This window comes from Pedobacter sp. ASV28 (assembly GCF_016428855.1).
Taxonomy (GTDB): domain Bacteria; phylum Bacteroidota; class Bacteroidia; order Sphingobacteriales; family Sphingobacteriaceae; genus Pedobacter.
Map to the genome: position 1 here is coordinate 39,429 of NZ_JAELTN010000001.1, position 13,709 is coordinate 53,137.

A 13,709-nucleotide genomic window follows, 5' to 3' on the forward strand; every position below is an offset into this window, starting at 1 on the left:
GTTAGAAGTACCGCGGAGTAGTTAAAGCATTGTTTCTGTAATCTTTATTTCCTATGATAAAGCCAAGTGATATTTCATGGCCACCACCAGAATACGAATTTAGATCCGATAAGCTATAGTCATAGGCATATCCTATCCTAAACTGCTTCGCAACAAAAACTTCAACTAATCCAACAAGCGAATTTTGTTGAAAAGTTGCACTTATGTTGGTGTTTTTTTTCCACATATCAACACCCATTCTATACGAAGCCCCGATCCACAATACATCCTTAAATAAAAAAGAGGCATTTATATCGAAATTTCCCATACTATTAGGGTCGTCACGCAGCATTAGAGAGGGTTTTACCTTCACATCTTCATTCACATCAAATATGGCCCCAGTTGTTAAGAAGATGTGAGTAGCCGGTAAAATTACATACCTGGCTTTCGCATTATTTTTATTCAAAGCCGTGGTCAACAAATTATTGGCAGACAGTCCTGCATAGAATCTTTCATTGCTAAAATAAATACCCAACCTCGCATCAGGAGAAACATGGGTCAACATTCCTGAAAAATTGGGATCCGTAGGATCGTTTATGATTGCTTTATCACTGTTTAAGGAAAATTGTACCGCCCCAACTCCCACGCCAAAACTCAACCTAGCTTTCTCTCCAATAGGCAAACGATAGGCGTAGTTACCCATTATAGCCGTTTGTCCTTGTATACCTACCCGATCGTTAAGGACAGACAAGCCTAGGCCCACATTTTTATTATGGAAAAATGCCCCATCAGCAATAAGCGATTGTGTATTGGGCGCTCCCTTAATTCCAACCCATTGATTTCTGCTCAGCAAACTGACATTGATATCTTCTTTATAACCAGCATAAGCAGGATTAACGAGAAGATTATTAAACATATATTGGCTATAAGTTACTTCGTGCTGGGCAAAAACCAACAATGGAAAAAACGTAAACAGAAACTGAAGTAAAAGCTTTCTCATATCTTTAGTTTTTAACCATGGTCACTGCGCCTTTATAATATTTATCCACTCCATTTATATTAACCCTTAGTATATAGATATAGGTTCCCGAAGTTGCATTCTGCCCATCCCAAAAATTGGAGGAATTATAATTGTTCATCTTAAAAATCAGGTTCCCCGACCTATCAAAAATCTTAACGTCATTATTGGGATAGGAATCAATATTCTTCACTTCCCACTTATCGTTTTTACCATCGCCATCTGGCGAAAAGGCATTATATATTTCTAAAGGTATGGCATCGGTAATTTGCGCAAAGGCAATGGGTACAGCTTGTGCCAAGGGCAGGTTTGCATTACCATAGTTAAAAGATTTACTTAGCCATCCATTGACCATGACATTATCCGTTACCTTAACCGAGCTTAGCTTATCCCAATTTTTATGATCCATCCAACTGGCAAGTCCCGTAAAAACATCACTGGTAACCGTCGAAAATATGGCCTGCACATCACTGCTTCCCGATAAACGCTTCAGGTTAAAATAATAGCCATCATGAATATTTGACACACTAGCTGTTTTGCTCAATCTGCTGTAGCCATCCAAACTTGGATCTCTGCCTGTCAGCGAAACAGCAAAAGCATTTGACTTTGCATCATTGGGAATAATATTTACAAACCTTAACATCCCTTTTCCCAAACCTAGGGGAAAAATGTAATCTGCAGCAGCCTGTGTATGCCTCACAAAAGCACCATCAGTACCTGTATTAATGAACCCCCCTTTTAATTTTAACGAGGCCGGATCTGCATTCAAGAGCGTTAATCGATTAGATTGTGTTTGAAGTTCTATACCATAGATATCCAATAACAACCTGGCCTCAATGTTGGTCCGCATCACATACAAACCTGTGTTGTCAAATATCAGTTGGGGAAAAGTGGTGGTGCCTATTCCAGAAAGCTCGCCTGTATTTGCCCTAAAAATTACTTTTCCTGTAGAGGTATTATCAAATACCTTTGCATTAGCATTATTATTGGTCCAATTTCCCAGCACAACCATCTCTCCATGGTTAAACACCGTTCCACTGTTATAAATAGCATGGTCACCTACATATAATAATCCTTTTTGCTCAACAGTAATAATCGCCCCATTGTTAACCAATTGCGCCCATAACTTGGCACAAAAAAGATGTAGCAACACCCACACTAATATATATGTTCGTTTAAACCTCATTATTCTACAACGCCAATATAAAATGTAGCCGACGGCAAGTTGATGGCAACCGCCCCTATATTAGTAAATTTCACCTCCACGGTATTAAGAGCAACTACCCTTGAATAAGCGATGATCAGTCCATCGGGCAGTTCGATACCTGGCGATACCGATACAGTTGCCGTTAAGCCAACTCCATTAATGGTAAAATTCTGCTTGATAGATGCCCCAGCGTTCACTACGGGCAGATCCGCTACTACAACAGCCTTGGCCAAATAGGATATGCCCGAACCATTCGTACCAATCCTTACCTTTCCATCGGTGAAAACCCTTACTCCTTCCTTACGGTTTGAGGCCAGAATAAGTTCTTTGGCATCTGTAGTGCCTACAAAATCTCCATTCACGCCAGGATTGGTCGTTCCACCAATACTACCCTCACCATTTCCTGTCCTCAACCAAGCAGCAGTACTTCCCGATGGTCCTTGTGGACCAGCAGGTCCCTGCTCTCCGGGATCTCCCTGTGCTCCCTTGAGGCCTTGAGGGCCTATCGAACCCACATCTCCCTTATCACCTTTGTCGCCCTTATCGCCTTTAGCCCCTTGTGCCCCAGTTAAGCCTATTGGACCTTGGGAACCCGTTGGACCAGCCAAACCTATTGGACCCTGTGGGCCTGTTGCACCTACAGCTCCAGCTATGCCCTGATCTCCTTTATCACCTTTGTCGCCTTTGTCGCCCTTTGCTCCCTGTGGACCGGTTAGGCCTATTGGGCCCTGAGGACCAGCTGTACCCGCATCTCCTTTATCGCCTTTTGCACCTGTCAAACCTATTGGACCCGTAGGGCCTGTTGCCCCTTGCGGACCAGCTGCTCCCGCATCTCCCTTATCACCTTTTGCACCTGTCAAACCTATTGGACCCGTAGGACCTGTTGCCCCTTGTGGGCCCGCAACTCCCGTATCTCCTTTGTCACCTTTATCGCCCTTTGCCCCCTGTGGACCAGTTAGGCCTATTGCTCCTTGCAGACCTGTAGCGCCTGCATCTCCTTTATCGCCTTTGTCTCCTTTTGTGCCTTGTGCACCTGTCGCTCCCGTTAACCCAATTGGACCCTGTGGACCAGCTGCACCCGCATCCCCTTTATCGCCTTTTACACCTGTCAAACCTATTGGACCTGTAGGACCAGTTGCACCGATATCCCCCTTGTCGCCCTTATCGCCTTTTGCTCCCTGCGGACCTGTGGCTCCCGTTAGCCCAATTGGACCCTGTGGACCAATTGCACCCGTATCTCCTTTGTCGCCTTTTGCTCCCGTCAAACCTATTGGACCTGTAGGGCCAACTGCACCGGTATCTCCCTTATCGCCCTTATCCCCTTTATCACCATTTGCCCCCTGTGGGCCAACGGGACCAGTAAGACCAATAGGGCCTTGCGGACCTGTGGCTCCCGTCAGTCCTGTAGGGCCTGTAGGACCAGTGGGGCCCTGCAAACCTGTAGGACCCTGTGGGCCTGCCACCCCAGTATCTCCATGATCACCTTTTAAACCTTGTGGACCTGTTGTGCCAGTATCTCCCTTATCTCCTTTAGCTCCTTGCGGACCTACAACACCCGTAGTTAGGTTGGCTATGGCAACCCAAGTTCCATCTGCCTGTCTTTTAAAAACATTTCCAGTCGAATTATTTAGATAAAGATCACCTTCCTTAACTCCTGCCGGCTCATTTGCCGTGTTTAAAGAAGTCAAATTACCATTATACCATTGTGCGCCAGCAGGGCCTACAGGGCCCACAATACCTGTCGTTAAATTTGCCACCTCTTTCCAGGTACCATTCTCCCTTAAGAATACCTTTCCATTATTGTTATTCAGATAATAATCACCATTTCTCGAGTTTGCTGGCTCCGAAGCTACAACTGGAGGATTCAGTGCTCCATTATTCCAAATAGCACCATTGTCGCCCTTATCGCCTTGATCTCCTTTGTCCCCTTTATCGCCCTTGTCTCCGTTAGCACCTTTCGCTCCGTTAGCGCCATTCACCCCACTCTCCCCTTTAGGTCCTTGTGGACCTGTAGCTCCATTTATTCCGTGTACACCATTTGCCCCTGCATCACCTTTATCCCCCTTATCACCTTTATCTCCAGCAGCACCTTTATCGCCCTTATCGCCTTTTGCACCTTGTGCACCCATAGCGCCCACTGAGCCAGCCACCCCTTGAGGTCCAGCAGCACCTGTATCGCCTTTGTCGCCCTTGTCTCCTTTCGCCCCTTGAATTCCAGCAGCCCCCGTTAAACCAATTGCTCCCTGTGGGCCCGCTAATCCTGTATCACCTTTGTCTCCTTTATCGCCCTTGTCTCCTTTATCGCCTTTCACCCCAGATCCGGTAGAGAGTTCTTCCCAATTATTCACATTCCACACATTAAATTTGCTGGTAGTTGTGTTATACACCAATAGACCATTAATGTTATGGTTGGCTACATTCGGAGACTGCAACTGGTTTCTTTGCGTTTCTGTTAGCCTTGGGATCAATAAACCCTTATCTGTAGAGCTGATGTCTAAAATAGACTTAGCATTAGGTGTTTGGGTACCAATTCCCACATTACCATTCTGCCCATAAAGAGCAATAGAAAACAATAGGAATGTTAATAAAGTAAAAATCCTCATAAATAAAAAGAGCCGTTTGTTGATTTTTGGGTAAATATATACTCAAAATAAAATCATTTTTCTGATATAACCAAACTTATCAACATTATTTTACCGAAATCCCATGAAATGTTAATAACCACAACATGCTTTCTGCCAAACATTTGCAAAAAAAACCACTTACATACCCTACGCATCGATAATTAAATTAACTTTGTTACAATTACAACAATATTTTAATGAAACATACAATCAGCGAATTAGAAGATATCGCTTCACAAGTAAGAAGAGATGTTTTAAGAATGGTACATGCAGTACAATCCGGGCATCCGGGCGCATCTTTGGGGTGTGCAGATTTTTTCACAGCTTTATATTTCGAAGTGCTTAACCATAACCCGGAATTCAATATGGACGGAAATGGAGAAGACCTTTTCTTTCTTTCGAACGGACATATTTCGCCGGTATGGTATAGTGTTTTGGCCAGATCAGGATATTTCAGCATCAGCGAATTGGCTACCTTCAGAAAACTGGATTCCAGATTACAGGGCCACCCTACTACACATGAAGGCCTTCCAGGTGTACGCATCGCCTCTGGCTCATTGGGACAAGGCTTATCTGTTGCCATTGGCGCAGCACTGGCCAAAAAAATAAATGGCGACAAATCTTTAGTATATGCCCTTTTAGGAGATGGAGAACTACAGGAAGGCCAAAACTGGGAAGCATTCATGTTTGCTCCTTTCAACAAAGTGGACCACTTAATTGCCAGTATAGATTACAATGGCCAACAAATTGATGGCCCAACCGAAAAAGTACTTTCTTTAGAAAACCTACAGGCCAAGTTTGAAGCCTTTGGCTGGCATGTGATCACCTCCGACGGAAACGATATGCAAGAAATTGTCAAGGCATTACATTACGCAAAATCACTGACCGGAAAAGGTAGGCCCATCTTAAACCTAATGAGTACTCAAATGGGCTATGGCGTTGACTTTATGGTCGGTACACATAAATGGCATGGCTCTGCCCCTAACGATGCGCAATTGGAAAGTGCTTTGGGCCAAATAAAGGAAACCATAGGAGATTACTAAACCAGATGTAGAGACCCATGCCCTGAAAAGGCTTCGGCACTCCATCTCATACATTTAATAATTAAATAGATTGGGGCAATAGTGCTTAGATTTGAAACCCTTAAAATGGCCTATCTACTATTTCAACTCCTTTCTACTATCTCATAAAAAATGAAAAAATATACTTATACAGAAAAAAAAGATACACGTTCTGGATTTGGAGCTGGCCTACATGAAGCCGGCAAACGCAACGAAAATGTTGTTGCCCTTTGTGCCGACCTGGTTGGCTCTCTAAAAATGGATGCCTTCATTAAAGATTTCCCTGAAAGATTTGTTCAGGTTGGAATTGCCGAGGCCAACATGATGGGTATTGCTGCAGGACTTACCATTGGTGGAAAAATTCCTTTCACCGGAACTTTTGCCAATTTTTCAACTGGCCGTGTGTATGATCAAATTCGCCAGTCTATAGCCTATTCGGGTAAAAACGTAAAAATTTGCGCCTCGCACGCCGGCCTAACACTGGGCGAAGATGGTGCAACCCACCAAATATTGGAAGATATAGGTTTAATGAAAATGCTACCTGGCATGGTGGTGATCAACCCATGTGACTATAACCAAACCAAGGCAGCCACCCTAGCCATTATGGATTATGAAGGCCCCGTATACTTACGTTTCGGACGTCCTGTAATTCCAGTGTTCACCCCTGAAGATCAAAAATTTGAAATTGGCAAGGCCTGGATGGTAAACGAAGGTACAGATGTAACCATTGTGGCTACAGGGCACATGGTATGGAGAGCCATCCAAGCGGGAGAAATGCTAGAAGAACTTGGCATAAGTGCAGAAATAATAAATATCCACACCATTAAACCTTTAGACGAAGAAGCCATCTTAAAGTCGGTAAAGAAAACCGGATGCATTGTAACCTGCGAAGAGCACAATAAATTTGGTGGCTTAGGAGAAAGCGTTGCCCGCTTTTTAACGACTACTTATTTGGCCCCACAAGAATTTGTTGCCGTAAATGATAGTTTCGGAGAAAGTGCCACACCAGACCAATTGATGACTAAATACAAATTAGATCCTTCAGATATCGTAGCTGCTGCACAAAAGGTAATGGCCAGAAAAGTAAAATAACCCTATGAAGCAGGTTGAAGACGATGAAATACTTTTAAAGTTCAGCGATGAAAAAACTCGCAATACTGCCTTCAACCTGCTTCTAACCAAATACCAACAAAAAATATATTGGCACGTTCGCAGACTGGTCATTGACCATGATGATGCCGATGACCTTGTACAAGATACCTTTGTAAAAGTCTGGAAAAACCTGGGCAGTTTTCGTAACGATTCGCAATTATATACTTGGATATATAGAATCGCAACCAATGAATGCATTACCTTTCTCAACAAGAAAAGGAACAAAAACAATGTCTCTCTAGAAGAAATTAATACCGAGCTTTCCGAAACCTTGGCTGCATCAACTTATTTTGACGGAGATAAGATCGAGCGAAAACTACAGCAAGCCATTCTCACCTTACCGGAAAAACAGCGCATCATCTTTAACATGAAATATTTTGATGATATGAAATATGATGAAATATCTGAGGTTTTGGGCACAAGCGTAGGCGCACTTAAAGCCTCATTTCATATTGCAGTAAAAAAAATTGAACGTATTTTATCAAATGAAGATTAAATAATTAAACCTTTTGCGTTAAAACATATCCATAATACATGATGAGTAAAATGGCTGAAAATATAGAATGGGAAAAAGAGGCGCCAGAATTAGCTAAACTGCCAAAGTCAAACCCTTTTAGTGTACCGAATGCTTATTTCGATAGTTTAACAGAACGCATTAATCAAACGGTATTTATAAACACTATAAGTGAACATAAACATACGGGCTTTAGCACTCCTCCTGATTACTTTAAGCACCTGGAAGAACAGCTTGTTTCAAGAATTTACATAGAAAATTTTGAAAACGAGAAAAACAACCAAGGTTTTTCTGTTCCAGAAGACTACTTTAAAAAGTTACAGTCGACCATTGCCGCAAAAACAGTGGAAATGAAACCTATAACCAAAGTGGTTCGTTTATGGAATACGGATTTCTTTAAATACGCTACAGCTGCCTGTATTGTTCTGATGTGTGCCTTAGGTTTATACGTCAACCAACAATACCAAGTAAAGCAGTTTGCCCATAATGAACTGACTAAAGAGCAGCTCTTATATGATATAGATGAGAGCCTCATCATCGAACATATTAATGAAAGCCAAACAGCCACGGCCGCTAAAATTTCAAATAATGAAATAGAAGATTATATATTGGACAACTTTTCAACGGCCGACCTGTCTAACAATTTATAACCTCAAGGAAACAATAGCTAACAGTCGTTTCTTTATTATTGATCGCACAACAAATAACAACATAAATGAAAAACATATTTTTTGCCCTATTTGTCTTACTGCCCGGTTTGGCCCTAGCCCAAGGACCTAGAATGGGCGGAGAAAAAATGGAAGCCAAAAAAGTGGCTTGGATAACAACAAAGCTAGATCTTACCACAGATGAAGCTAAGATCTTTTGGCCAATTTATAATGATTATGTACGAGAGCAATCTACCCTAAGAAAAGAGCGCTTTCAAAAGATGATCAGCTTTAAGAAGATCAAGGAGATCGAAGATTTGGACGACAATGAAATTCAGGCACTGATCATGAACGACTTCAACTTTAGACAACGCGATCTGGATATTGAAAAAAAATATTATTACAAGCTTAAATCAAACTTGCCTATCAAACTGGTGGGCAAATTTTATAGGGCACAAGAAGCCTTTAAGAAAGAATTGCTCAATCAATATAGAAATGATCCTCCAAAGGATAACTAGTTACCCCATACAAAGGGGTATATAAATAGCTTTCTTCATCCACCCCAACTCTCGCCTACCTAGGTAGGGCGGGACGATTAAAGGGTAGTAATAAAATACTGATCTTGGATAATGCCTTAGGGTTTTCGTTTTCATGAAAGTGATAACAGGGCCTTAGGCATTCTCTTTTTATTTACCTCAAATTTCAGCATAATGCAGCTAAATAAGCTACTTTTGCATTATGCTTACACAACGACAACTTTTTCTTCAACATAATGCCCAAACTTCCGACAGTCCCTTATTATTGGAATTTGTAAAGGCAGAAGGAATTTATCTTTATGATGAAAAAGATCGAAAATACATCGATCTCATTGCTGGTATTGGCGTAAGCAATATAGGGCATTGCCACCCTAATGTGGTAAATGCCGTACAACAACAGGCTGCAACCTATATGCACCTAATGGTATATGGAGAGTTTGTTCAAACTCCACAGGTAAATTTTGCCAGTCTTTTGGCAACCGTACTCCCCAAAAACCTACATTGTACCTATTTTGTAAACTCAGGTGCAGAAGCCGTTGAAGGTGCCATGAAATTGGCCAAAAGATATACCGGAAAGAAAGGTTTTATAGCCTGTAAAAATGCCTACCACGGAAGCACCCAAGGGGCAGAAAGCTTAATGGAGAGCGATTTCTATTCGGCAGGCTATGGTCCATTTTTACCGCATGTTAGCTTTATAAACCATAACAACATTGCCGATCTAGAGAAAATCACTACCGATACCGCCGCAGTTTTCATTGAGCCTATACAGGGTGAAGCTGGTATTAGGCCAGCCAACAATATATATATGAAGGCCTTAAAGGAACGATGCTTGGAGACTGGCACTTTGCTCATCTTCGACGAGATCCAATCTGGCTTTGGAAGAACCGGAAAAATGTTTGCATTTGAACACTACGAAGTAGTACCTGATGTTTTACTCCTGGCCAAAGGAATTGGTGGTGGTATGCCCATTGGAGCCTTCATCAGTTCAACAGAAATCATGTCGGTGCTATCTTATAGCCCAATTTTAGGACATATGACCACCTTTGGCGGACACCCTGTATGTTGCGCTGCCGGATTGGCTACCTTAAATACTTTATTAAATGATCATATTATTGACCAGGTAGAAGAAAAAGGAGCATTATTCAAACAACTTTTACAACATGCTGCCATTAAAGAAATAAGGGGAAAAGGGTTGATGCTTGCCGCAGAATTCGATAGCTTTGAGAAAAACAAGGCGATTATTGATGGCTGTATAGAAGACGGATTGATTACAGATTGGTTTCTGCATTGCAGCAATTCCATGCGCATAGCCCCACCTTTGATCATTACCGAAGAACAGATCAGGATCGCTTGCCAAATTATTCTTCAAAATATTGAAAAAGTTTATACCACTTAACCATAGATAGCCGATGAACGTATTGATTGTCGAAGATGAAAAAAGTCTGGCGCTAGAGATTGATGAATTTCTAAGCAAGGAAGGCTATATTGTAGAACATGCTTGGAAAAAATCCTCAGCAGAAGAAAAAATATTTGTCAACAACTACGATTTTATACTATTGGATTTGGGATTGCCGGACGGAGATGGTTTTGAAGTATTGCATCAGCTCAAAAAGCTGAAAGACCGCGAAGATGCCGTCATTATTTTAACTGCACGAAGTGCTGTTGACGACCGGATCAAAGGTCTGGACAGTGGTGCCGACGATTACCTGCCCAAACCCTTTTCCCTAAATGAACTACTGGCCAGAATGCATGCCATTACCCGTAGAAAACACAAACTGGAAAAAAATGAGGTAGACATCCATGGTTTCATATTAGACATACAGAACAGGACCGTTTCTTTTAAACAAGAAAGGATATCCCTCACCAAGAAAGAGTTTGAGATCTTTAACTATCTTGTACTCAACAAAAACAGGGTCGTATCCAGAATGAGTTTAACTGAACATGTATGGGGTGATATATTAGAAGTAAATTCCGATTCAAATTTTGTGGATGTACATGTTAAGAACCTGAGAAAAAAACTAACCCAGCACAACAAGACCAATTGGTTTGAAACGGTAAGAAGCATAGGCTACAGGGTGAATTGTTAATTTTGAGCCCCTAGCTACCAAATAAAATATCGGCAACTAAAAACTTAAACCATTTTGAACTTACAAGCAAAATTTGCCCTTTACAATGCCGCCACCAAAATCGCCATTATCTTGGTGATCGGCTCAATTATTTTGCTTTCCCTTGACAAGATCTCCTACAAACACCTAGACAACCGTTTGGCAAAAAAGAGACAAAAGATCATTAAGAATTTAAGTGAAAGAGAAATTGACAGCCTGTTGCACAATCAATATTCCTTTACCGACTACAATATATTAAAAGAAGAATTTATTATACTAACGGCCATCCCAAAAACCAGCAAGCTTAGTCATTATATTGCTTATATTACAGAAAAGAGGGAGATAGAGGGCGACATCGAAATCTACAGGATCTTAAGCGATGAGTTTGAATACCACAACAAACGCTATAAACTGGAGATAGGGGAAAGCATGACCGCCATGCAGGCCATAAAAAATACCGTTAGGTTCTACACACTTATTGTACTGGCTCTCGTGCTGCTTATTACGCTCATCACCGATTATGCCTTTGCCAATTTTATTTTGAAACCCTTTTATAAGATAGTAGACCAGAAACTGAACAAAGTAAACGATCCCAGTCTTTATCCCTATAACAACATTCCCACCACCACTACCGATTTTCAATTCTTGGACAATAGCATCAATGGCCTGATGCGAAAGATATCGGACATGTTCAAACTTGAAAAACAGTTCATTGCCAATGTATCACATGAATTATTAACCCCTATTTCTGTACTAAACGGTCGTTTGGAAAATATACTGGCCGCAGAAAATATGCCCCAAGAACATGAGCACAAAATCATTGCTTCGTTAAAAACCTTAAACCGCCTAAAAACCATCATCAACAGTTTGTTGCTGATTTCTAAAATAGAAAATGAGCAGTATAGCAAAAAGGACATGGTCTCTATTTCGTTAGAACTACAGGATATTTATGAAGATTTAGAGGACAGGATCATTGCCAAGAATCTTTCTTTCAGCAATCGCACTACCATGGCTTTCCATTTTATGGGCAATCAGGCATTGATACATATCTTGTTGGTAAATATGATTAATAATGCCATCAAGTATAACAAAGAAAGGGGAGCCATTGACATTACCGACAAATTAGAGGGTTTGCAGTACCACCTTACCATTGCCGATACGGGAAGAGGTATGCCAACAGCTGCCTTAATAAACATTTTTAACAGGTTTGAACGTGGAGATGAAAAAGACGAGAGCGGCTTTGGACTTGGACTGGCCATTGTGAACAGTATTGCCAATTTTCATCAAATAAAAATCGAAGTAAGCAGCGAACCCGACAAGGGAACAACATTTAATCTTGTTTTTCCCGTACAACATTTATAGTTTAACCATTTAAAATAAATCATGATGGAAATTGTTCAGGAAAACAGTGAGCGAAAAGGCTTCTTCAAAGCGATAATAGACGGTAAAGAGGCTGGACTAATGACCTATACATGGGCTGGCACGACCAAGTTTATTATAGACCATACCGAAGTGCACGAGAATTTTAAAGGCAAAAACGTAGGTAAGCAACTGGTATTAAAGGCCGTAGCATTCGCCAGGGAAAATCATTTAAAAATTATGCCATTGTGCCCATTTGCCAAATCGGTTTTCGACAAAAATGAAGACTTAAAAGATGTCCTTTTTTAGACAGAGGGCATGTTTTATTAAGCTTCTTCATTAAATCTTCATAAATAAGCTTCATTTTTGGTTTAACAAAACACCAGAAGCGATTTCCGTTTTGTTAATCTAAAAAACTCATCAAAAATAGTTTTTAGTTTTCCGGTTACCTTATCTGACCTTCATGTATTTCATACATGAAGGTTTTTTATGGGGAAAGAATTTTAAGCAGAAAACAGGGATCACTTGATCGAGCAGCTGCACGCATCAGTTCATTTTTTGTCTTTTTATCAAATAAGCTTCCAAGACCTGATTAAAACCTGAATGGATATCTGCATCAACCCTATCGATCTTATATTGGGCACATTTCAATGCAATACGCTTTTGGTAGCTATCCATTTGTTCTAAATACGCCTGCTTAACTTTGGAAGCATGTGCTTTTAGCACCATACCTGTTTCCATATCTATAAACTCATATGGTCTATTCTCAAAGTTAAAATCAAGCTCCTTGCTCTTATCGATTACATTGAAGATGATCACCTCATGTTTATTAAATTTCAGGTGCTGTAATGCCGAAAACAAAGCAGACAATTTGTCTTCCTGATGTGCCGTTTGTAACATATCGCTAAAAATGACCACCAACGAACGTTTATGGATCAGGTCAGCGATCTGATGTAGTGCCGAGGCCAAATTGGTCTTTATGTTCATCTTTGGCGAGGCCAACATCTGCTCCAACTGAGAAAAAAGAAACTTTTGGTGCACATTTGTGGATTTTGCCTGGGTATTTAAATGAAGAACATCTGTGAATAAGCTCAAACCAAAGGCATCTCGTTGGCGCTTTAATAAATAAATTAGTGCCGCCGTACTTTGTACGGAAAAAGTTAGCTTATTGTACTCGTTGTTCGGAAAATACATAGACGAGGAAACATCAATTACAAACTGACAACGTAAATTCGTTTCCTCTTCATAGCGCTTACTGAACAGCTTATCCGTTTTGGCAAAAAGTTTCCAATCTATGCTTTTAACGCTATCTCCATTATTGTATAGGCGGTGTTCGGCAAATTCTACGGAAAACCCATGAAAGGGACTTTTATGCAAGCCCGTAATAAAACCTTCTACCACTTGCCGGGCAAGTAATTCCAAACTACTTTCAAATCTTATTTCATCTGGTTTTAAGGGTCTATGCATAACGTAAATCTAATGAAAAGATTTTTTATTAGATTTGACT

General features: G+C 41.0%; 13 protein-coding genes. 9 read left to right on the forward strand and 4 right to left on the reverse strand.

Annotated elements, in window-relative coordinates:
- Position 1: 1 nt before the first annotated feature.
- The 3 genes from JHD79_RS00175 to JHD79_RS23070 are packed head-to-tail and all read right to left on the reverse strand — an operon-like array spanning position 2 to position 4,807.
- Positions 2 to 979, reverse strand: a complete 978-nt coding sequence (locus tag JHD79_RS00175) for a type IX secretion system membrane protein PorP/SprF (RefSeq protein WP_199117057.1) — start codon at positions 977 to 979, stop codon at positions 2 to 4.
- 4 nt (positions 980 to 983) lie between these two features.
- Positions 984 to 2,156: a gliding motility-associated C-terminal domain-containing protein gene (locus JHD79_RS00180; protein WP_199117058.1), complete on the reverse strand. Its 1,173-nt coding sequence runs from the start codon at positions 2,154 to 2,156 to the stop codon at positions 984 to 986.
- 26 nt (positions 2,157 to 2,182) lie between these two features.
- Entirely contained in the window at positions 2,183 to 4,807 is a 2,625-nt protein-coding gene (locus JHD79_RS23070) for a collagen-like protein (protein WP_199117059.1), read from the reverse strand.
- A gap of 218 nt (positions 4,808 to 5,025) precedes the next feature.
- On the opposite strand from JHD79_RS23070, the gene JHD79_RS00190 reads away from it, so the two are divergent.
- The 9 genes from JHD79_RS00190 (at position 5,026) to JHD79_RS00230 (ending at position 12,511) form a co-directional block, all read left to right on the forward strand.
- Positions 5,026 to 5,871 carry a transketolase gene (locus JHD79_RS00190; RefSeq protein WP_199117060.1) on the forward strand — a complete coding sequence of 282 codons (846 nt, stop codon included), beginning with the start codon at positions 5,026 to 5,028 and terminating at the stop codon, positions 5,869 to 5,871.
- A gap of 150 nt (positions 5,872 to 6,021) precedes the next feature.
- Complete coding sequence (locus tag JHD79_RS00195) at positions 6,022 to 6,981, forward strand: transketolase family protein (protein ID WP_199117061.1); 960 nt, start codon at positions 6,022 to 6,024, stop codon at positions 6,979 to 6,981.
- A 4-nt stretch (positions 6,982 to 6,985) separates the two neighbouring features.
- Entirely contained in the window at positions 6,986 to 7,537 is a 552-nt protein-coding gene (locus JHD79_RS00200; RefSeq protein WP_199117062.1) for an RNA polymerase sigma factor, read from the forward strand.
- A 38-nt stretch (positions 7,538 to 7,575) separates the two neighbouring features.
- On the forward strand, positions 7,576 to 8,205 hold the full coding sequence (locus tag JHD79_RS00205) for a hypothetical protein (RefSeq protein WP_199117063.1): 630 nt from the start codon (positions 7,576 to 7,578) through the stop codon (positions 8,203 to 8,205).
- A 65-nt stretch (positions 8,206 to 8,270) separates the two neighbouring features.
- Positions 8,271 to 8,720 (forward strand): hypothetical protein, encoded by a 450-nt coding sequence (locus JHD79_RS00210; protein ID WP_199117064.1) that lies wholly within the window; start codon positions 8,271 to 8,273, stop codon positions 8,718 to 8,720.
- 220 nt (positions 8,721 to 8,940) lie between these two features.
- A complete protein-coding gene (locus JHD79_RS00215) occupies positions 8,941 to 10,134 on the forward strand; it encodes an aspartate aminotransferase family protein (protein WP_199117065.1) in 1,194 nt (397 codons plus the stop codon).
- Positions 10,135 to 10,147: 13 nt separating this feature from the next.
- Positions 10,148 to 10,825 (forward strand): response regulator transcription factor, encoded by a 678-nt coding sequence (locus JHD79_RS00220; protein WP_199117066.1) that lies wholly within the window; start codon positions 10,148 to 10,150, stop codon positions 10,823 to 10,825.
- 54 nt (positions 10,826 to 10,879) lie between these two features.
- On the forward strand, positions 10,880 to 12,205 hold the full coding sequence (locus tag JHD79_RS00225; RefSeq protein WP_199117067.1) for a HAMP domain-containing sensor histidine kinase: 1,326 nt from the start codon (positions 10,880 to 10,882) through the stop codon (positions 12,203 to 12,205).
- A gap of 21 nt (positions 12,206 to 12,226) precedes the next feature.
- Positions 12,227 to 12,511: a GNAT family N-acetyltransferase gene (locus JHD79_RS00230; protein WP_233164499.1), complete on the forward strand. Its 285-nt coding sequence runs from the start codon at positions 12,227 to 12,229 to the stop codon at positions 12,509 to 12,511.
- Positions 12,512 to 12,748: 237 nt separating this feature from the next.
- On the opposite strand, the gene JHD79_RS00235 is transcribed toward JHD79_RS00230, so the two are convergent.
- Positions 12,749 to 13,669 carry a DUF58 domain-containing protein gene (locus tag JHD79_RS00235; protein WP_199117068.1) on the reverse strand — a complete coding sequence of 307 codons (921 nt, stop codon included), beginning with the start codon at positions 13,667 to 13,669 and terminating at the stop codon, positions 12,749 to 12,751.
- Between the last annotated feature and the right edge of the window lie 40 nt (positions 13,670 to 13,709).